Origin of the sequence: Sphingobium sp. WTD-1, assembly GCF_030128825.1 — a bacterium.
In the GTDB taxonomy this organism is placed as follows: Bacteria; Pseudomonadota; Alphaproteobacteria; order Sphingomonadales; family Sphingomonadaceae; genus Sphingobium.
Window position 1 is genome coordinate 4,797,659 of sequence record NZ_CP119127.1, and the last position, 20,902, is coordinate 4,818,560.

At 55.7% G+C, this 20,902-nt stretch carries 16 protein-coding genes; all 16 read left to right on the top strand.

Annotated elements, in window-relative coordinates; all coding sequences use genetic code 11:
- The first annotated feature begins 60 nt into the window (after positions 1–60).
- A complete protein-coding gene (locus N6H05_RS23825; protein ID WP_284111974.1) occupies positions 61–1,491 on the top strand; it encodes a DUF4055 domain-containing protein in 1,431 nt (476 codons plus the stop codon).
- A complete protein-coding gene (locus N6H05_RS23830) occupies positions 1,491–2,561 on the top strand; it encodes a minor capsid protein (protein WP_284111975.1) in 1,071 nt (356 codons plus the stop codon). The genes N6H05_RS23825 and N6H05_RS23830 overlap by 1 nt, the downstream gene beginning before the upstream one ends.
- 62 nt (positions 2,562–2,623) lie before the next feature.
- Positions 2,624–3,295, top strand: coding sequence for a hypothetical protein (locus N6H05_RS23835; protein WP_284111976.1), 672 nt, complete (start codon positions 2,624–2,626; stop codon positions 3,293–3,295).
- Between the two features lie 102 nt (positions 3,296–3,397).
- The gene (locus N6H05_RS23840; protein ID WP_284111977.1) at positions 3,398–4,408 is read left to right on the top strand and encodes a hypothetical protein; all 1,011 of its coding nucleotides are present in this window, start codon (positions 3,398–3,400) and stop codon (positions 4,406–4,408) included.
- An 89-nt stretch (positions 4,409–4,497) separates the two neighbouring features.
- Positions 4,498–4,899, top strand: a complete 402-nt coding sequence (locus N6H05_RS23845) for a hypothetical protein (protein ID WP_284111978.1) — start codon at positions 4,498–4,500, stop codon at positions 4,897–4,899.
- Positions 4,899–5,243, top strand: a complete 345-nt coding sequence (locus tag N6H05_RS23850) for a hypothetical protein (RefSeq protein ID WP_284111979.1) — start codon at positions 4,899–4,901, stop codon at positions 5,241–5,243. The genes N6H05_RS23845 and N6H05_RS23850 overlap by 1 nt, the downstream gene beginning before the upstream one ends.
- Positions 5,236–5,541: a hypothetical protein gene (locus N6H05_RS23855; protein ID WP_284111980.1), complete on the top strand. Its 306-nt coding sequence runs from the start codon at positions 5,236–5,238 to the stop codon at positions 5,539–5,541. Before N6H05_RS23850 ends, N6H05_RS23855 begins: the two co-directional genes overlap by 8 nt.
- A gap of 9 nt (positions 5,542–5,550) precedes the next feature.
- Positions 5,551–5,982 (top strand): hypothetical protein, encoded by a 432-nt coding sequence (locus N6H05_RS23860; protein WP_284111981.1) that lies wholly within the window; start codon positions 5,551–5,553, stop codon positions 5,980–5,982.
- 65 nt (positions 5,983–6,047) lie between these two features.
- A complete protein-coding gene (locus tag N6H05_RS23865; protein WP_284111982.1) occupies positions 6,048–6,953 on the top strand; it encodes a phage tail tube protein in 906 nt (301 codons plus the stop codon).
- Positions 6,954–7,073: 120 nt separating this feature from the next.
- On the top strand, positions 7,074–7,526 hold the full coding sequence (locus N6H05_RS23870) for a phage-derived protein YdaY family protein (protein WP_284111983.1): 453 nt from the start codon (positions 7,074–7,076) through the stop codon (positions 7,524–7,526).
- A gap of 20 nt (positions 7,527–7,546) precedes the next feature.
- Positions 7,547–7,861: a hypothetical protein gene (locus N6H05_RS23875; protein ID WP_284111984.1), complete on the top strand. Its 315-nt coding sequence runs from the start codon at positions 7,547–7,549 to the stop codon at positions 7,859–7,861.
- A gap of 42 nt (positions 7,862–7,903) precedes the next feature.
- Positions 7,904–11,716 (top strand): tape measure protein, encoded by a 3,813-nt coding sequence (locus N6H05_RS23880; RefSeq protein WP_284111985.1) that lies wholly within the window; start codon positions 7,904–7,906, stop codon positions 11,714–11,716.
- 21 nt (positions 11,717–11,737) lie between these two features.
- Entirely contained in the window at positions 11,738–12,085 is a 348-nt protein-coding gene (locus tag N6H05_RS23885) for a hypothetical protein (protein WP_284111986.1), read from the top strand.
- Complete coding sequence (locus tag N6H05_RS23890; protein ID WP_284111987.1) at positions 12,085–12,849, top strand: hypothetical protein; 765 nt, start codon at positions 12,085–12,087, stop codon at positions 12,847–12,849. Before N6H05_RS23885 ends, N6H05_RS23890 begins: the two co-directional genes overlap by 1 nt.
- Before the next feature lie 28 nt (positions 12,850–12,877).
- On the top strand, positions 12,878–20,617 hold the full coding sequence (locus tag N6H05_RS23895; RefSeq protein WP_284111989.1) for a carbohydrate binding domain-containing protein: 7,740 nt from the start codon (positions 12,878–12,880) through the stop codon (positions 20,615–20,617).
- A 31-nt stretch (positions 20,618–20,648) separates the two neighbouring features.
- Positions 20,649–20,900, top strand: a complete 252-nt coding sequence (locus tag N6H05_RS23900; protein WP_284111990.1) for a hypothetical protein — start codon at positions 20,649–20,651, stop codon at positions 20,898–20,900.
- The last annotated feature ends 2 nt before the right edge of the window (positions 20,901–20,902 follow it).

A 20,902-nucleotide genomic window follows, 5' to 3' on the forward strand; every position in this document is an offset into this window, starting at 1 on the left:
GGGCAGGCTAAACACCTGCCCGTTTTATCATCCCATGTGCCAGTGCGCCAAAGGAGACTTGTGTATAAGATCAATGAAGCCACGAAAGAGATTGCTGCTTGGCACGACCGCTGGAAGCGCAACCGCGACTTTGTTGCAGGCGAAGAAGCTGTAAAGGCTTGTGGACTGACCTATCTGCCCAAAGCGCGCCTTGATGACAGCCCAGCAGAGTATGAGGACCACAAGCAGCGAACCGGGTTCTTTCCAGCAGCGTTCAAGATCGCTCAGGGTTGGAGCGGACTTATCTTCCGCAAGCCACCAAAGCGCAACATCGCAAGTAAGCGCGTCGAACTTCTCGCCGGTCTAGTTACTCAGGACAACCGATCAATGATCGACGTTGCTCAGTGGATCACTCGCGAGACAATGATTACCAACTTCACTGGCAGTCTGACGGATCATCCCGCAAGAAGTGAGTTCCCTGACACGATGAGTGCTGCTCAGGAATTGCAGCTTGGCTATCGTCCCTATGAAGCGCTCTATGCAGGCGAAAACATCTTAGAAGTCACACGCGGTATCATCAACCCATCGACCATCGGTATTGTTCATGTCCGACTACTGGAAAATGATGGCAAGCAAGTCCGACAGCTTCGTATCAATGAGAGCGGCTTCTATGAAGTCATCTTGCATGAGAAGACCGAAGGCAACGACTTTGTAGAGAAAAGCCGTATTGTCCCGACATTCAACGGTCAGGCTCTAACGGAAATCCCGTTCTCGATCATCAACACCGATGATAGCGTTGTTCCTACGCCAGCGCTGTTACAGCATTGCGTGGACTTGAACCTACAGCATTATGTGATGGAAGGCTGCTTGTCTGCCGCAATCCATCTTACCAGCGGCCCGCAGATCACCATTACGGGGTTCAATCCAGAAGTTGACCCTCAGACGAAGAAACTCATCGATCCATTCACTGGCCAGCCAACCGATAAAATCGAGTTCCCCGTTGCACCCGGCGCTGTCTGGGCTTTCAAATCGCAGGACACAGAGGTCGAATGGAATACGTATGACGCGAAGGGACAGGAACTAACAGTCGGCAAGCTGCGCGATTTGAAGGACGCCTTGTCGGCTATCGGTCACTCCATTCTTGCGCCTGAGAAGCCAGCACCGGAAGCTGCTGAAACCCAGCTTATTCGTCGTGCCGCTGAAAACGCCATGTTGGCCGACTTCACACTAAAAGTGAGCAAACAGCAGGAGAAAATCTGGAAGCGCTTTGCGGCCATTGCAGACCCGGCCAATCCCGACCTGACATTTGAACTGAACGTGGATTTCCTGCCGGTCCCGATGGACGCTCCGCGTATTACGGCGCTGTCTGCGCTTGTCGAAAAGCGCCACCTATCGTTGCAGACATTCCATGAGGCTTTGGAAGAAGGCGAACTCATGCCGCATGGCTTTAGCCCAGCGCTTGAAGCCGAAAGGATCGCTCAGGAAGCCATCGATAGGCCGCCGGTCCTGTAATGACGGTCAATTCCGATCTGCAAGACCGTGCGATCCAGCACGCCATAGCGATTAGCCGTTATGGCGCTGGCTTGTCTGACCGCATTGTGAGGCTGCTCAACAGCGCGGATGCCGATCTAATCGAGAAGATCGCGCAGCGCATCGGCACGATAGAGCAGCGCGGCTATGATCTTGGGCCAAAGTCCACAAAGCGCCTGCTTGCGCTCATGGAGGAATTGCGCGCCCTGAACCGGGCCATTTACGACCAGTTGCATGACAGCCTGGCCGACGAGCTGCACGAATTCGCAACAGCAGAAGCTGGTTTCCAGAAGGCAGCGATCGACGGCGCACTATTAGTGGACGTTGGCACGAAGCTGCCTGCTCCTGCGCGTTTGAAAGCCATTGTCGAGGAAGTCCCGTTTGAGGGTCGGCTGCTCAAAAGCTGGACTGACGGCATGGAGCAAGGGCGCATTGATCGCGTCACGCAGGCAATCCGTGTTGGTATGACACAGGGCGAGACGACCGATCAGATTGTCCGTCGCATCCGTGGCACAAAGGCCGCGCAATATAGCGATGGCATCCTAGACGTTAGCCGTCGATCCGCGCAGTCGATTGTCCGCACCTCTGTAAATCATGTCAGCAATGTAACGGCTCAGGAAACATGGAAGGCAAATAGCCATGTCGTAAAGGCATGGCAGTTCCTTGCTACGCTCGATAGCCGCACCACAATCGGTTGTGGGAGCCTCGATGGAAAGACGTTCCCTATTGGCGAAGGTCCAATACCGCCGCGTCATATCCGTTGCCGTTCCATCAGCGTTGCAGTGACGAAGAGCTTCCGCGAATTAGGCGTTGATCGTGATGAACTGTCAAAGGGGGATCGCGCCAGTATGGACGGCCAAGTCGCAGGCGCGCCCCGCTATGAACAATGGCTGTCCACTAAAAGTGCATCAGTTCAGGACGACATTCTTGGTCCTTCTCGCGCAGAACTGTTCCGAGCAGGAAAGCTGAAACTAGACCAGCTAGTTAAGTCTGACGGCACGGTCCTGACACTGGACCAACTCAAAGCCAAATATCCGACCATCCTTCAATAAATAGTTGCGGTGACAGCTAGTCACCTAACTAAGCGACCAGCTAGGTCGGGAAGGAAAATATAATGACCGATAACAACGAGAAGCTAGACCCTAAACTAGCCGACGCACTCTCCACCGTTGACGCACTAAAGGAAAGCGTCAGGAAGCTGGAAGAGTTCAGCGAAGTTCTCAAGAAAGAGAACAAGGACTATAAAGCCGCAGCCGCACAAGCAGAGACAGAACGTGAAGCAGCCGCAGCCGCAGCAGAACGCGCTAATGGCGATGTTGCAGCAATTGAGAAGCGTCTGACCGACAGTTTCCAGAAGCAAATCGACAAGCTGACCTCCGAGCGCGATGCCCTCTCAGCCGACCTTGAAACGATCCGCGTTGATAATGAAATCACTCGCGCACTCGCAGAAGGCAACGTGTTTGAACACAACCTAGAACCCCTGACATATATGTTCAAAGCCAAGGCCAAGTATGAGAATGGTCAAGGTAACATCGAAGGCAAAGCCATCGGTGAGTATATCAGCGAGTATCTTGGCGGCGAAGTTGGCTCCAACTACAGGCGTGGTTCCACAAATAGCGGCGCAAGTGCATCTGGCAATACCAGCCCAACTGTAAGCGCAACTTGGACCAAAGCAGACTTCCTTGGGAAACGCGCAAACGAAGCGGACATTATGGCCCGCGACAAGCCAGCAGAATATAACGCTCTTGTCGCGCAACTAGGTCTGCCAGACAACATGCGCGTCTAAAAACAGTCGAGAAGCCATCGGAATAAATAACGGGGAAGCAAGTCCGCTTCCCCGGCCTCCAATGTGGGCCGTGTTAGTCCCATAGTTGGAGAACATAATAATATGGCTATTGTCGGAACTACAATTGCAGATTTGGTGCCTAGCGAAAAGGCTATGGCCTCTAGGGTTGACCTTCTGCTCCCAGCAAAGAATCCACTAATCAACAGCGGCCTTGCAGTCGGCGGCCCAGAAGTAGACGCGGTTCTACCTGCAACTGGCTCGCGCAAGCAGGGCTTGGCTTTCATCAAGCCTCTCGATGCATCCGAAGTAAACGTCAGCACCGATAACATCGATCAGGACGGTAAGAGCGGTAAGCTGACCGCTGACGAGTTCAGCGTTATTCGTCATGAACATAACTTCGCTTGGGGCTATGCTGACCTTGCCCGCATGATCACCGCTTATTCGATTGAAGGTGGCATTGCAGCAGGCATCGCGCAGTATTGGAACACTCGCTTCCAGAAGACTGCTGTTGCTTCGCTCAAGGGCGTTCTTGCTCACATCGAAGCAGTGATTGCCGCAGGCACCACTGGTACGCCGACCCCAGAACAGGTCGCGAAGAAGGACGAATATCTCAAGCTGCTCGCTGGTGCGAACAACACTGCATTCTCGATGGCCAACGTCTACAAGGCTGCTGCTACCGCAGAAGACTATGCAGACATGTTCGACACTAAAATCGTCCACCCTAACATGTATGCTAAGTGGCAGTCCGAAGAAAGCTCGTCGTTCCTGACGCCAGCGCAGACCGGATCGCAGTTTGCAGTCTACAAGGGCTACAAGCTAATCAAGGACACCTCGTTTGGTGAACAGATGACGGTCCTATGCCGCACCGGCGGCATTGCGTTCGGCACTCGCGCAAACGAACTGGAAAATGAACGTCTAGCCAACAAGGGCAACGGCGGCGGCGCTAACCTGCTGCACTCGCGTCAGGGCTTCGTTTGTCACGTTCAGGGAACCAACTACGCAGGCGAAACCGCTCCAGACCTTGATACTCTGGCACAGGCTTCGACTTGGAACCTCGCTGTTCCTGCTGCTCAGTTCGGCTTCCGCTTCATCAAGCACGCTAAGCCTTTCTAATCGAGAGCACAGACTAATGGACCGGCTCTGGAAACGGAGCCGGTCTTCTGTTGAGCGCCTCATAAATAGTGGAAAGAAACGGAGGCCCAATGGCAGTTACACTAGAACAGGTCGATACCTTCCATGCAGAGCGACAGCACTCCGAATGGGCTGCTATCGCGGATGACGCCCAGCGCAGCGCGCTAATCGTGCGAGCGCTCGACTTTGTAGAGGCCAATTATGCTCCGCTAGTTGAGGGCGCTGAAACTCAGCCACGTTACCTTATGTCGGTTGCGCTTCTTGCGTTGCGCCTCTTCCAATCACCAGACACCGGCACGGCTAAGCCAAGCGTGAAAAGTGAAAAGAAGGAAATGAGGGGCATGAAGAAGGAAGTCGAGTATTTCGAGCCATCTTCGATTGATCCATTCCCCGGCGTAACGAAGCTGATCGAACCGCTGAAACAGCCTGCAATCGCCGCTCCATGTGTCAGCTTTGGAAAGCTGACACGATAATGTCCTTCTATGAGGAAATGGCCGATCTAGCGGTTGAGTGCCTGACCGAGTTTGGCGCTCCTGCAACCCTATCGCGTGAGACTGTCACGTTCGACAAGAAGACTAATAGACGCACCGCTGTTGTGGTCGATCCTGTTTCCACGCTCGCTGTTGTCGATGACATGGAAGTCTTGGACGAGAACACAGGCCGCGATGTGATCCGCACAATTGCGACAATGCTGCATAAGCCAGAAGTCAATGACAAGCTGACTATGGGCGACCGCACTTGGATCATCGGCAAGGTCACAACTGTTCAGCCGACCAACCTACCAATCATTCATTTTGCAGAGGTGGAGAATGCTTAAAATCGACCTTTCCGACTTACTCGCGAAGACACCCGAAATTAAGAAGCTAGTGGAACAGAAAGTCGTTGATGTCGCGGCCAAGGTCACAATTGATGTGCATGCCAACGTCGTTGCTGGCTCACCAGTCGATACGGGCGCATTCCGTGGTGCGTGGACTGTCGAAACACCCACACAGCCTTTTCAAAACGGCAAGGTCGAGAACACCACTCCCTATGGCCCTGCTCTTGTTGATGGCCATTCAGGACAAGCGCCCAAGGGCTGGATCGATAACGCGGTTCTAGCCGCCACCCGACTTTAAGGAGAACCGATGATTTATTTGGACGTAGATGATTTGAATGCCCGCTTCTGGACTTGCGAACTTAGTTACAAGGATGATGAAGGCGAAACCGTTGTGCTGCCCGATAACCAGAAGCTAGTCGAGAACCAGCCAGACGAAGAAATCGACGCAACGCAGCCGTATGTCCGCTGGACCATTGAACCCGGCGCAAGTGTGCAGAAGGTCAATGCTGGCCCTCACATGTTCAAGAGCGTTGGCACTGCTTATTTGCAGGTGTTCGTTCCGAAGGGAATGGGAACTGGTCCTGCTGTTGATCTAGTCGATAGCTTCCATAATCACTTCCGCAAGTATCGAAGCGAAGATACATGCCTGCGTGTTCTTGGAACCGATCAGCGCAAGGGCAACGACAAAAAGTCCCACATGGTTGTGGCTCTGTTCACATACGAAAGCCATCGCTCCTGACCAAGCAATAAATACAGGCAGGAGCCTGTTTTTGCGGCTCCCTAGTTTAACAACAAGGAGACCGCATGGCACTCGTTAGCTCATCTGATATTACGTCCAGCATCATCGCTGAGACTGTGTTTGGCACTACGCCAACCGCAACTGCTACCCGATATGAACTTCCACTTGGAGCGGACGCCGCTCTGCTGACCGCTTCTGCTACCACTATTGCCAGCCCTACTAAGCGCCCTAACCGCGCAAGCAACGGTTCGCGTCGTGGCATGGTCAATCCAGAAGGCTCACTGGACATTCGTTTCCAGCGTCACGCCTTCATGGACATTCTGCTCCAGAGCGCTTTGTCTGGCACATTCGCGACCAACGTCCTCAAGGCAGGCACCACCGATAGCAGCTTCTCGGTCATCCATAAGCTGGCAAGCGATATGTATAAGACCTACGCGGGCCTTATGGTCAACGGCTTCTCGATCTCGACCACCGGCAATGATGAAGTGACCAGCACTTGGAACCTGATGGGTGCAAGCGTGACCAATGGCGCAACCGATAACGCGCTGTCTGTAACTGCAATCACCGGCACTACTGAGTTCGTTGCATCGGAAGTTCAGAGCATCACCGTCGGTGGCCAGACCCTCTCGATTGCAGAACTGACCTTCGAAACCAATTTGGATCGCACTCGCCGTCCTGTGCTGGGTTCGAACACTGGCCTTGCGTTCGGCGTCAATGGCACCCGCACTACCACTATTACGGTGAGGGCTTATCGTGAAAGCCTTGCAATCGACACCGCAATCACAGGCTTGGCACAGGCTGTCAGCTTCGACATCGGCACCACTGGCGGCGGCTATCGCATCCAAGCCCCTGCTGCATACGGCGACATTCCCGTTGATAGCATCAGCGACGGTTCGGCTTTCGTGACCATCACCTTCACGGCGGGTTACGACGCAACTGCTGGCACTGATCTAGTCATCACAAAGCTATAAACCTCAGAGAGCTACTTCTTCTCTCTTCCTCCAGTAGCTCTCGGCGGCTCTGGGCTTCGGCTCAGGGCCGTTCCCATGTCTGCATAAATATCATGCCTATAAAACCATAAGGGAGAAGACATGGCTAAGAATGAAACTACCGTCGAAGAGAACTTCGGCTTCGATATTCCAACTCGTTACGACGCAGACGTTGCACTTGAAGGCGTTTGGACCCCGCCTGTTTTGGACGAACATGACCAGCAGTGGGGCGAGTTTAAGCTAGTGATGTTTGATACTGACAACCCGGCTATCAAGAAGGCTCAGGAGAAGGTCAGGATCAGGAACGAGAAGGCTGTTCGTTTGAAGCAGGTCACGAATGATGACCTCGCGCTTGAAGTGTTCCTTGAGGCTATTCTGATTGATTGGAAGGGCGTCAAGAAGGGCGGCGTGGAAGTGCCGTACACAAAGGAAACTGCCAAGCAGTATTTTTCCGTTTCCGCTGTTCGCAAGGTCGTGTTCCCTGAACTGCTGGCTTTCGCAGTTGACGTTCGTAACTACCCTACTCCTGACAAGGACGAAGTAGCGGGAAACTAATAGAGGCTCTAACTTGGAGTATGCGCGATGACCTCGCGCTGCTCCAAAAAGGGGCCAATGCCGGAAACGAAATTGCTATCAAAGTCCTTGCTGACCAGCCTACTGTTGACTGGCCTTGGCTCTGGTGGGCATTCCACGAACTATCAACGGATCGCCCCGCAACTCAGGGCGCGCTTTTACCGATCCCTCATTCCGCTATTAGCGCGATGTCCAATGAATGGAACCTGCGCGGGAAAGCGCGTTCCGACTTCCACTACATCATCCGACAAATGGACAATCATGTTCTCGCAAAAGCGCGTGAGCAAGCTGAGAAGGCAATGAAGTCCAAGCGATAGCGCCAACTAAATAACGGGAACCTCTTATAACAAGGAGAACCCGTGGCAGACGCACAAGCAGTCATTAGAATTAACATCGAAGCTGCTGGTGCAGAAGCTGGCGCTCGTCGCGTCAATCAAGCCATCGGATCGGTCGGCAATTCATCAAAGGTCGCTGGTGCGGCCAACGACAATCATACCAAGTCCATTGATCGCCTGACACGCGCAATGAACGACAATGTGAAAGCCGGTGGCGCAGTCGGCAAGATCGTTGAAGACATTAATGGTCGTTCTGCTGCCGCGATCCCGGTTGTCGGTAATCTCGTTTCCAAACTGCTGTCCATGGGTCCGGTCGCTGCCATTGTTGGCGCGGTCGCCCTCAGCGTGGGCGCTCTCGCCGTCGCCGCAATCAAAGCCGCTGCTCAGGTGGAGACATGGAAAGCCAACTTGCTGACCATGACGAAAAGCACGGAAGCCGCTGACGCTGCTTATCGTGAACTGGTCGCCTTCGGCAACAATACCCCCTTCTCAACTGAGCAGTCCGTAACCGGCTTCATCAAAATGCGCGCTCTAGGTCTGGAAACCTCGACCGCAATCATGACCAGCTTCGGCAACACCGCATCCGCGATGGGCAAGGACATGACGCAGATCGTGGAAGCCGTTGCTGACGCGACTACCGGCGAGTTCGAACGCCTCAAGGAGTTCGGTATCAAGGCCAAGCAGGAAGGCGATAAGGTCAAGTTCACCTTCCAAGGCGTGACCACGACAGTCGGTAAGAACGCGACCGAAATTCAGAAATACATCGTCGGCATCGGTAATACGCAGTTCGGCGGCGCAATGGCCCGTCAGATGGCGACCGCACAAGGCGCGTTCTCTCAGCTCGAAGATCAGATTTTCAACACGCTCGCGGCCATGGGTGATGGCGTTCTGAATAAGACAGTCGGCAAGGTCGTTGGTGCCGTGTCTGCTGGCCTCGATGCGATCACGCCATTGCTGTCAGGCATCATGGATGTTGTCGGCGGCCTATTGTCGTTCGTCGTTGATATTGGGGGTGGCTTGCTCTCGATGTGGGTCGGCGGCGAGCAAGGCGCTTCTGACTTTAAGGGCGCGCTCGATGCGGTAGCAGTTGGCTTTAAGTTCGTCGGTGAATGGGTTGCGATGTCCGGTAAGGTCATCGGCAGCGTCATGGGCTTTGCTGGTGACATCATCGGCATGGTCGCTGGTGGCATCCGTAGCGCGTTCGGCATGGCCTTCGATTGGCTCATGCCCGCGACCAAATCGACCGGCCAGAGCATGGGCGAAAGCCTCGTTGGTATTCTCCGTGCCGCGCAGTTCGTTGCTGGTCAGCTTCCCAATATCTTCAAGGTCGCACTGGCCGAATTGAAGGCCGCGTTCATGCAGACCGGCGCAGCGTTGGCCGCTGCTCTAACGGGTGACTTCTCCAAGTTCAGCAAAATCGACCTGTCATTCAACCGCACACAAAAAGTGGCCGGGGCCGTGATGACCGGCGCAGGCCGAGTGCAGCAGGACCAGAAAGGCAATCGCAAGTGGATTGATGAAGCTGCTGGTCGCACTAACAAAGGTAACATCGACTTCGCTGCAATGGGAAAAGATAAGCCCGGTGGCGACAAAAAGAAGGACAATGGCGCAAGCGAAGCTGAGAAGCGCGCTAAGGCGGAAAAGGAGTTCTGGGACACTCTCAAGAATGAGGCTGCAACCGTTGAACTGCTCGGCACCAAGGCTGAGGACTATAAGAAGCAGCTAGAGCTACAGAAAATCCTTGGCCGTGATTTGAACGACGCTGAGATGAAGCGTCTGCTCACTGCAACCCAGCTAGTCCGCACCAACAAGTTCCTAGCCGATGCTGCTCAGGCACATATCGACGCGGTAAACGAAGCCGGGATCTCGGAGGAACTGACAAAGAAGCGCGTTGCTGGTCTGACGAAGGATCAACTTGAGCAAGAGCGCGGAGTTCTGGAGTTCCGCAACAAGGCGCAGGCTCAGGGCGTGGACCTGCAAAGCGCTGCATATCAGGCTGCGGAGAAGGCTCTGCGCGCCGATCTTGCCCGCGTCGATGCCAATAAGCTGCTGAACCAGCAGTTGGACCGTGCCACCGATCTGGCGGAGCAATACAGCGCCACATATCGTAAGGGCCAGGCCGACAAGCAGAACGCTATGGATCGTGCCGCGCTAGAAGTGGCCCGCGCAAATGGCACCATCAGTGAAGCGGTCTATAAGGAGATCAACAGCGGTCTGGCTCGCGCTGCGCTTGAGACGGCCAACCAGTTCCGCGACGAGTTCGGACAGCGCATCGAAGCGCTAGGCGATCATTTCTCCGGTAAGTTCGGCTCTGCGATCAACAAGCTAGGCGCGGCCATTCAGGGCATTGCGCTCGCCGCATCGGGCAAGAACTTCGGTGGTCTGGGCGCAATCGGTGGCCTGATGGACGTATTTGGCCGCAAGCTGGACGGCAGCTTGAACGGCCTTGGCGACACGTTCTCGAAGGGCGTCGGTTCGTTCGGTGACAAGCTGTTCAAGAAGGACACATTCGCCAAGCCGCTGTCCAGCATGACCGATAGCTTCGGCGACTTCAAAAAGTCGTTCGGTAGCATGTTCGGCAAGGACGGCGACTTCATGTCGGGTCTGGGCAATATCCTCGGCAATGCAGCCGGTGGCGCGCAGCTTGGCGGCGCAGTCGGCTCCATGCTCGGCCTTAACGGCACAGGTTCATCGCTCGGCGGTGCGCTTGGTGGCGCTCTGGGTGGCCCTCTTGGTTCGCTGGCCGGATCGCTGATCGGCGGCGCACTCGGCGGTCTGCTGAAAAAGGCCAAGTGGGGAACTGCCAGCATCGTGAACGGTCAGATGACCACACGCGGCAATAAGCAGGCATATGAGGATAACGCGTCCGCCGCTGGCACGACAATCATGTCCACACTCGACAATATCGCATCGCAGCTTGGCGCTGATGTCGGCGGCTACAACGTGTCGCTGGGTCAGTATAAGGGCAAATGGCGTGTCAGCGGTTCGGGCAAGACCGGAAAGCTAAAAGGCGGCGATGTTCAGGACTTCGGCAAGGATGGCGCAGAAGCAGCCCTTCGCGCAGCCATTTCAGATGCGATCAGCGATGGCGCAATTATGGGCGTCAGGGCTTCCACCAATGCGCTGTTGAAAGCAGGCAGCGATATTGAGGCCCAGCTACAGAAGGCTGTCACGTTCGAAAATGTGTTCAAGGACTTGAAGAGCCGCCTCGATCCTGTCGGAGCTGCAATTGACGCGCTTGGCTTGGAGTTCAAGAACCTCACCAAGATATTCAATGAGGCAGGCGCAACTAGTGAGGAATATGCCCAGCTAGAGCAGCTTCGCACCATGAAGCTACAAGACATCATCAAGGAACAGACTAGCGGCCTGCGCGACATTCTGGACAAGCTGAACGGCGAAGCCAGCGGCAAGTCAGCCATGGCGATGTTCACTGAGGATATGGACAAGTTCAAGAGCTATCAATCCGATGCGCTCGCGGGCAAGCAAGTCGATCAAACCGCATATTCTGCTCTCGTTGATAAGCTGCTTGGAAACGGCCAGTCCATCTACGGCATGAACTCCAAAGAGTATCAGTCACTCATCGCTGAGTTGAAGTCCACAACGGGCGGTTTCCTGACCAATGTAGAGAACGCCTTCAACGGCGTGAACAATGGCACCGATATGTCAGCAGCACTGAATAGCCAAACAAACGCTATCACCGCAAACCAGACACTACAGACCGACTACCTCGCTCAAATCCTACAGGAGTTGAAAGCAAACGGCGTTGGCGGTGTCGTGACTTACATTGGCGGCAAGTCCAGCTACAGCGCAGTCAACGGCAAGCTGCAATACAACTAAGGGAGGCGCGTAAATAAGCACATGGCAATAGACGCAAACAGAGCATCCTTCATCAAGAAGGAATACCGATGGGACATCAAAGAGGACACTTCTGTCACCGACAAGAATGCGCGTGAAGAGCAAATTCAGGCAAATGTCGATCCTACGACCGCAAGTCAGCTTGCCACCCTCATCCGCGATCAGAACAAGTCCGCTCGTATCTTCAACGTCAAGATCGACGGCATCATTACGCTGGATGACTTCATTGCAGAGGTTCCGCGCTACATTCCTAACATCGCTGACTACGTAACCGATGGCCGTCCGTTCCGTGTCCTGAGCTTCACCGCTTCCCTGAATAGCGGCACAACGGAAGCGAGGTTGCACGGATAATGCCTACCATCATGTGCGCCCCTCGCAATTTCGCGGTTAGCTCGTCCAATTCGGCCAGCAATGCGCCCGCGTCCAATCTCAATCTCGATCATCCCTCGATGGTGTGGCGCTCGTCAAACCTGACTTCCGTGCAGATCACCGTACAGCTTGGCGCGGGTTCGTGGGACACGATTGCGCTCGTCAAAAACAATCTGCGCGCCACCGATACGGTTCGCATTCGTGCAGCAAATTCGGCCAGCAACACCACGGCAAGCCCTACCTATGACAGCGGCAACCTCTCCGCATTTAGTGGAAGCAGCAACAGCGCAGGCAGCTTGACGCTTCTCACTTTAAGTGGTGCGCGCACTGAGACGTTTATCCGCATCGACATCACCAGCACAGGCAACCCAGCGGGATATGTCGAAGCTGCCCGCGTCGTGATCGGCAAGCGACTTGAAGAAGATGGCATTGACCTGAATGCGGAACACTCCTTCGAAGATACGAGCCAGTCCACTCAATATCGCGGCTTCGAAGCCATTGACCCCTTCGATGTCAAACCATCTTGGAAAGTGACAATCGGTTATGTCAAGGAAGCCAACTATTGGACCAACTGGTATCCCCTTCTGCGCGATGTTGGCATGAAGAAGGCTGTCTTGTTCCTACCTGATCGCGACAGCGCATACTTGCAATCCGAGAACCTGTTTGGCCGCATCACCAGCATGGCTAAAGGTAGCCCAGTGTCGTCCGACTACTTCAAGCTGGAACTCTACGTCCGAGAAATCTAAGGCTTAGCCATGCTCAATAAATACGAGCATGGCGAAGACATACAATTTCCTCTTTGAAGTCACCCCGCTTAACGGCACCACCCCCACAACTCTACGTCTGACTAACATCAGCGCGGACAAGAACGCCACTACGGCTAATGGCCAATCGTGGCTCCCTTGTATCACTTCGATGCCAGATACCGGAGCAACGCTTTCAGCGGACGGCTTGCTTGATGACATCAAGATCGAGCGCGGCGAACTTAGCTTCTTCTGTTCCAACGACTTCACTAATCATGTCTGGTCTAGCTATGTCTGGAACAACGCCTTCTATCGCGCATGGTATGGCGAGAATGGCACTGACTTCGCCAGCTACACTCTTTTCGGTGAAGGCCGCACCACCAACCTAGAGCGCGACGGCAACCAAGTTACTGTTCGCCTGCTCGGTCCAGAAGCCGATGTAACGTCCAAGCTGCTCAGCAACTCCTATACTGGCATTGGTGGCGCAGAAGGCCCGTTGGGCTTCAAGGGCAATCTGAAACCCCGCTGCTTTGGCACTCCGCTATCAGTGGAGCCGGTCGAACTCGATCCTGTTAATCTCGTCTATCAGGTTCATGGCTATGGCGCGGTCGCCTCGATCCAGCCCTATGAATATGGCCTTCCGCTGGAAGCCGACCAATTCAAGGGCAACGCGGCTTCCTATGCCGCGCTGATCGCGCTGCCGCTTGTGTCGGGTGAATATGCCACTTGCTTGGCAGAAGGCATGTTCCGTTTCGGCGGCACTCCTACACCCAAGATCACCGCCGATGTCACTATGCCCGGTGGCACATCGCTCGCTGACATTGCGAACGCGATCCTTACCGCTGCTGGCGTTCCGGCGAACAAGATCGGCAGCTTTGCTGCTGTCTCGTCGGTCCAAACCAACCTCTACGTCACAGGCCAGGTCGAGGCGCTTGAGGCGCTGCAATCCCTGTTCAGGCAGGCCGGTTGCTTCGTGTTCGCTGACAAGAGCGGCGTTTGGCAGTGCGGCAAGTTCTACGCGTCCACTAAATCTGCGATCACGCTTAACAGCGATCGTTCGACATTCCCCATCCTGCTCGACTGGAAGGAAGACCCCACAAAGCCGCCGATCAAGAAGGTCAGCTACGGTTTTCAGCGCTGCTGGGGCGTCCATTCCGATAGCGAAGCCTCGCCTATCGTCAACGAGCTGGCACAGCAGGCCGAGAACGCAGCGTTAGCTGCCGTTGCCGCCCAGACGACTGCCGACAACGCGCAATCGCTGGCCAATGACGCCAAGGGCGTTGCCGACACCGCGCTCGATGCAGTCAAGGATGATGACGGCACGGTCATCAAATCCAAGAGCATTCAGGAGAAGGTCAACGAGGCGAACGCCGACATTGCTGAGCTAATCGATACCTATGGTAGCACGGCGACCGCCGCAGCTTCGGCCAATGCCGCTAAAATCTCAGAGGATGCGGCAAAGGCAGCAGCGACCACTTCTCAGACCGCGAGCAACAATGCTGCTCAGGCAAAGGCCGACGCAGAAGCCGCAGAAGCGGATGCCATTGCGGCAAAGACCGCAGCAGAGACAGCCAGGTCACAAGCCCAGACCGCAGCGACTAACGCGGGCACGGCGAAGACCGCCGCCGAGACTGCAAAAACCGCTGCTGAAACGGCCAAAGCAGCCGCACAGACAGCGAAGACCGACGCGGAAACCGCATTCAGCAATTCGACCACGGCAAAAAATGCTGCCGTTGCGGCTCAGGGTGCGGCTGAAACTGCCCGCAATAATGCCCAGACCTACGCGACCAATGCCAGCAATAGCGCAACTGCTGCATCTGGTTCAGCATCGACCGCCAGCACCAAGGCCACTGAGGCAGGAAATAGCGCGACCGCTGCACAGGCCAGCAACGTATCTGCCACGTCCACGTATAATGACCTGCTCAACACGGTCTATAATCAACCATTGCTGCCATTCTCGTTCGAGGAAGGCACAAAGCACTGGACCCGTGTTCGCAATGGCGCACCTGCAACCCTAGCGACGACCGCTGGCACTCAGGTCACAGACGCGGATCTCGGTCAGGCGCTACAGTTCTCCGATTGGACCTCTGCCGGAACGAATATCCTGAGCAAAGGCGCGGTCGCTGTCTCGGCGGGCCGCATCTATGAAGTGACGGTTCGCTTCAAGGTCACGGCTTCCGATGGTTCGGTCAGCTTCAATCCGATCCTTGCGACCATGGCCGAAAACTACGTCGGTACAGATGGATCGTCAGCGGCATTCGCTTCGGGCGGATCGTCCAGCGTCACAGCCAACAATGTCGTCCAGACCTTCACTGCCAAGTTCGCGATCGGCGGCGGCGCTGGCATTGCCTCGCTTCCATCCAATACAAAATATATCCGCCCCGGCCTTCGTCTGAACTCGTCAGAAACAGGGCTGACGCTCGTGATTGGCGAAATTCGCCTGCTCGATGTGACCGAGCGCGAAGCATCCGCCGCGTCCGCAAATGCAGCTTCCACTTCTGCCAGCGCCGCAGCGACCAGCGCTACCGATGCGGGCACTTCCGCATCTGCTGCCCAGACCAGCGCGACCACTGCCGCGACACAGGCCGGTAAAGCATCCACTTCCGCAACCAACGCCGCGACCAGTGAGACAAATGCTAAGGGGTCGGAAAATGCGGCCAAAACGTCTCAGACAGCCGCTGCGACATCCGCAACGAACGCGGGCAACTCGGCCACTGCCGCAGCGACTTCGGCGTCCACGGCTAGCTCAAAAGCGACGGAAGCAAGTCAATCCGCATCGACCGCGACCACACAGGCTAACACTGCAACCACTAAGGCCGGTGAAGCATCGACCAGTGCGACGAACGCCGCAACCAGCGAGAGCAATGCGCTAGGGTCGAAGAATGCGGCTGCAACTTCCGCCACCAATGCCGCGACCAGCGCCACAAATGCGGGAAATAGCGCAACGGCTGCAAGCGGCTCGGCATCGACCGCAGGCACAAAAGCCACGGAAGCAGGTAACGCGGCGACTTCTGCTGCTGCATCGGCGGTATCCGCGAACTCGACCTATAACAGCACGCTCGGCGCGCTCTATGTCTCATCGCCCATTTTGCCATCGACCTTTGATGAAGGCGCGAAGCACTGGACCAACCAGCGAACCGGCAATCCAACCAGCTTGGCCGACATTCCAGGAACTGCGGTGATCGACGCCGACATGGGTCCGTCGTTGGAATTCAACAACTGGGCCGGTGCAGGCAATAATATCCTGACTAAAGGCGTGATCGCACCAAAGCCCGGTCGCATCTATGAAGTCTCGGTTTCGTTCAAGATCACGCAGAGTGACGGCTCGGTTAGCTTCAACATCGCTTTGGGAACGATGCTATCCGGCTTCGGAACAGCAGCATCCAATTATAGATCAAGCACCATTGGGAACTACTCGACCACCGGTTCTGTCAATGTCCTAACTGGCAAGTTCTCCCTTGATACCATCTCCGGTGTGACCACCATCCCGGCCGATGTCGTACTATTCCGTGCTGGCTTGCGTCTGAACTCATCAGAGACTTCGGGATCGCTGGTTTTCCGTGTTGGTGAAATCCGCATTACAGACGTTACCGAACGCGAAGCGGCTCTGGCTTCGGCAAATGGCGCAGCGGCCAGCGCATCGGCGGCAGCAACTTCGGCTTCCACTGCATCGACCAACGCGACCAATGCTGGAACATCGGCCACGTCGGCGTCGAATTCCGCAAATACCGCGACCACAAAGGCCGGCGAGGCATCGACTAGCGCCAGCAATGCCGCAACTAGTGAGAGCAACGCCAACGCATCAAAGAATGCGGCCTCGACCAGTGCGACCAATGCCGCCAATAGCGCGACCAATGCGGGCAACTCGGCGTCTGCTGCGTCGGGCAGCGCCAGCAATGCCCAGACCAGCGCGACAAACGCGGGCAATTCGGCATCTTCGGCGGCGGCAGCGGCTGTGTCTGCATCGTCCAGCTTTGATGGTGCTAAGGTAACCGCTGCATCGCTGTTGCCATCCGACTTCATGCAAGATGGCTTGTTCTGGTCGCACACCTTCACTGGTGTGCCCGGCTCTCAGGCAGCTTTGTCCAATGCGGTTTCGTTTGTCGATGTCGCCAATGTCGGTCGCGTCGCTCAAATGGGCGGTACAACCACATATCGATACATCGCGCCTCTGGGTGCTGTCAGCGTGATCGCCGGTCGAACCTATCGCCTAACCATGTCGGTGCGCGCAACATCGGCCACTGCGCCGGGCGTGCGCCTCTACGGCATATACCTGTCCAGTTCATATGGTCAGATTGGTCAGCCATCCACTTTGCAGACGCTTTCGGTCCAAAACCAGTGGTATAACGTAACAATCGACGTAACCGGTGACGCAGTGATCGCGGGTAGCGGCGCTTACTTGCGCCCACTGCTGCGCCTCGAACCGGGAGAAACGCACACGATCCAGCTCGCATTTCTGAAAATCGAGGATGTTACGAGCCAATTGGCCGCTGCCTCGTCTGCTTCCGCCGCCGCAACCAGCGCATCGTCGGCAGGTACGTCCGCGACCAATGCGGGCAATAGCGCGAATAGCGCGACCCAGTCAGCGAATACGGCTTCCACCAAGGCCAATGAAGCATCCAATAGTGCAACATCGGCAGCGAACAGCGCGTCTAGTGCCTCGTCGTCCTCAACCGATGCCACCAACAGCGCGACCGCCGCAAACTCGTCCGATGTCTCCGCAAAGCTCAGCGCAGCTTCTCAGATGCCATCTGATTTCCAGCAGGACGGCAAATTCTGGCAACAGGGCTTTGGCGGTCTACCGGCTGCACTAAACCCGATCACCGCGAATTCGACCTTTGCTTTCGTCAACAACAGCGATGTCGGTCGATCCATGCGCGTCACGGCGACTGCTCAGACCGACGTTGGCAATATCGGAATGATGCCGCTCCAAGCGGATCGCGTTTATCGTATCACTGCAAAAGTCCGTCAGCAGACCGGCTCCGTTTTTGCCCAGCTTCAGCTTTTCCGCATTGGCGTGAATACGACCGGCAGCACGATGGGCAATGGCACAGTCCAGTCGACTTACACCTTCACGGCTCTGAACCAATGGGTTGAACTGACCGGCACGGTTCCGGCATCCACGACCAACGCAATGATTGCAGCCGGCGCGTCCAGCATCCGTTGCTTGCTGCGCCTCTTGGCCGCGTCTTCCACGGTTACGGTCGATTATTCGTTCATCCGCATTGAGGATATCACCGAAAGCACAGGCGCAGCCGGATCAGCCAGCGCAGCGGCCAATAGCGCTTCTCAGGCATCCGCAAGTCAATCGGCTGCTGGTTCGTCCGCTTCATCGGCCCAGACCAGTGCAACCAATGCGGCGACATCAGCGGGTCAGGCATCGACCAGTGCGAGCAATGCATCGACCTCGGCCAACAATGCCGCTGGCAGCGCCAACACTGCATCGACACAGGCAACAAACGCCAGCAACTCCGCAAATGCCGCATCTGGCAGTGCAACCAGCGCCAGCAACAGCGCATCGGCGGCTAGCACGTCGGCATCGAATGCAGGCAACAGCGCATCGACCTCAGCGGCTCAGGCTCTTTATGCGGGCAGTTACGCGACCGGCAATTTCATCGCGAAGCCGACATTCGAAGACGGTAGCACCGGCATGTGGAATGGCTCGGTATCTGTCACCAGCTATTCTAACGGCGCGCTGGGCACGACCAAGGAACTGCGTAGTCAGGCGCGTGATGCAACCGAAGGCGCAGAGTTTATTCCGCTACCCCAAACCAATGATCGCGTTTTTCGTATCTCGGGTTATGCGCGCTGTGGCTCGTCGTCTGCATATCCGGTTAATGTCGGCATTCAGGGACAATTGGCCAATGGATCATATTCGTTCCCATATAGCCGTGCGGCTAATGCCGGTGTGACGACCTGGAGCTATTTCGAGTTTAATCTCGGCATTCCGGCAAACATCCTTCGCTTCAAGCCCTTCGTCCAGTCCCAGAACGACGCCGGTCAAGCCGGGTCCGTGCACGATGCGCGCGTCGTCGGACTTCGCATTGAAGACGTTACCGAAAGCAACAGCGCAGCCGGATCAGCGAGCGCAGCGGCGACCAGTGCGTCCAATGCCCAGACCAGCGCCACCAATGCAGGCAATTCAGCCTCGTCGGCTAGCGGTTCGGCCAACACGGCAGCGACACAGGCAAATAATGCCTCGAATAGCGCAAGCGCGGCTGCTGGCAGCGCGTCGAGCGCCGCGACCAGTTCGTCTAATGCTGGATCGTCCGCAACATCGGCAAGCAACTCCGCGAACACCGCATCAACCAAAGCCAATGAAGCATCATCGAGTGCAAGCGCGGCATCTGGTTCGGCGGCGACGGCATCAAGCGCAGCATCGACGGCAACCACGCAAGCAAATCTGACTGCCCAGTACTCGACTGGCGGTGGTAATCTCCTGACCAACACGGAATTTGCGGTCGATACTTCCGGCTGGTGGACCGGCATCAACAGTCAATCGAATATCGTGTTTCCCATCAACGGCGGCGGCAACGACTGGCATCCGCAATATGTGAACGCGATAAGCGTTTATCAGCAGAATAGCAGCAGTTCGGGAAGTTCCGACTGGATGCAGGACATCACGATCCAGCCAAGCAAATGGTACGATGTTTCGGTCCAAGTCGCAGCGCATCGCTGTCAGGTGCAAGTCTATCTCCAGTTCCAGAACGCATCTGGCGGTGCGGTCTCAACTCCATCGTCTGGCGCCCTAACTCCGCTGAGCGGTGGCACGAGCATGGGCAACTGGACGCAGGTCGGCTTCAAGGGGCAAGCCCCTTCCGATGCTGTGAAGGCGCGTTTGTATCTCCGCAAATTCGGAACGCTCAGCAACCAGTCTGATAGCTGGGCATGGTTCATGCGCCCGCAAGTGCGCGAGACATTCGCAAATGCACCGACGCCTTGCAGCTACTCTGCTGGCAACGGCAGCGCAGTAGCGACCACTCAGCAGGCATCCATCAATAGCGCGCAGACAGCAATCGCTACAGCCAACTCGTCCATTGCGAGCCTGAACAATAGCGTCTCGACACTCAATTCGTCGGTGAACGTCCAACAGACCGCAATCAACAATCTGAACGGTAAGACCGCTGCATATTGGCAGGTCAATGCCGTGTCGGGTGGCCGAGCACAATTGACCGTCTTCGCTGATAGCAACGGCGGTGGTGGTGTCGATATTCAGGGCGACATTCGCATTTCCGGCAACGCGATGATCGGTGGCACGATCAACCCGGAGGCGCTGGCTCTACAGCGCTTCGTGAAGCGTCTTGGCCCTGTGACAGCGGCAGGCAATCCTGGCGCTACAATGTATTCTGGAACACTTGGCCAGACCACCGGCTACGGCAGCTACCTGCTAGAAGGCAATCTCGCATTCACCTATCAAACAGGGCGATCGACCACCACGCAGAGCGGCAAGCCATATTACATCGACTATCTCCAAGACGGAGGCTTGACCATCTACATCAAGAAGAATGGGGTTCTTCTGGCAAGTGCTTCGTGGACCGGCACAGCGCAGAGCACCTACGCTTCGCGATCCTTCACCGCCGCACTCACAACGAACTTCGACGGCCCTGACCCGGACACGTTCACCGGTGACGTGACTATCGAAGTTGTCCCATTCAAGGGCAACACTGACACCGGAATGGTCAATCAGGGCGACTACTACTCCCGACAAATCAGCGGCAACTACTTGAACTTCTCGATCAACAACCTGCGGCTGAAATGGACGTTCATCTAATCCGATAATTATAAGAAAGAGAGGAATACCTATGAACCAATATGCAAATCCAAACCTAACACAGCGCCAGCAGGTTGAAGCCAGCCTTGAAGCCATCGAACTAAGGATGGCCGCTGTCGATGAGATGATGGAAGACGCTAATGCGGCTACCGATACGGCACTCGACTATGTGACTGCTCAGGTAGTTTCTCAGCATGTGAGCATACTCAATGGTAGCAAAATCCAGCTTGAGCAAGAGCGTCAGCGACTAGCAAACATCATTGCAGTCTGGGACGCAGCCTAACT

Coding starts and splice junctions, on each gene's coding strand:
- N6H05_RS23830 (WP_284111975.1), top strand. CDS start 1,491: ATGACGGTCAATTCCGATCTGCAAGACCGTGCGATCCAGCACGCCATA.
- N6H05_RS23835 (WP_284111976.1), top strand. CDS start 2,624: ATGACCGATAACAACGAGAAGCTAGACCCTAAACTAGCCGACGCACTC.
- N6H05_RS23840 (WP_284111977.1), top strand. CDS start 3,398: ATGGCTATTGTCGGAACTACAATTGCAGATTTGGTGCCTAGCGAAAAG.
- N6H05_RS23845 (WP_284111978.1), top strand. CDS start 4,498: ATGGCAGTTACACTAGAACAGGTCGATACCTTCCATGCAGAGCGACAG.
- N6H05_RS23850 (WP_284111979.1), top strand. CDS start 4,899: ATGTCCTTCTATGAGGAAATGGCCGATCTAGCGGTTGAGTGCCTGACC.
- N6H05_RS23855 (WP_284111980.1), top strand. CDS start 5,236: ATGCTTAAAATCGACCTTTCCGACTTACTCGCGAAGACACCCGAAATT.
- N6H05_RS23860 (WP_284111981.1), top strand. CDS start 5,551: ATGATTTATTTGGACGTAGATGATTTGAATGCCCGCTTCTGGACTTGC.
- N6H05_RS23865 (WP_284111982.1), top strand. CDS start 6,048: ATGGCACTCGTTAGCTCATCTGATATTACGTCCAGCATCATCGCTGAG.
- N6H05_RS23870 (WP_284111983.1), top strand. CDS start 7,074: ATGGCTAAGAATGAAACTACCGTCGAAGAGAACTTCGGCTTCGATATT.
- N6H05_RS23875 (WP_284111984.1), top strand. CDS start 7,547: ATGCGCGATGACCTCGCGCTGCTCCAAAAAGGGGCCAATGCCGGAAAC.
- N6H05_RS23885 (WP_284111986.1), top strand. CDS start 11,738: ATGGCAATAGACGCAAACAGAGCATCCTTCATCAAGAAGGAATACCGA.
- N6H05_RS23890 (WP_284111987.1), top strand. CDS start 12,085: ATGCCTACCATCATGTGCGCCCCTCGCAATTTCGCGGTTAGCTCGTCC.
- N6H05_RS23895 (WP_284111989.1), top strand. CDS start 12,878: ATGGCGAAGACATACAATTTCCTCTTTGAAGTCACCCCGCTTAACGGC.
- N6H05_RS23900 (WP_284111990.1), top strand. CDS start 20,649: ATGAACCAATATGCAAATCCAAACCTAACACAGCGCCAGCAGGTTGAA.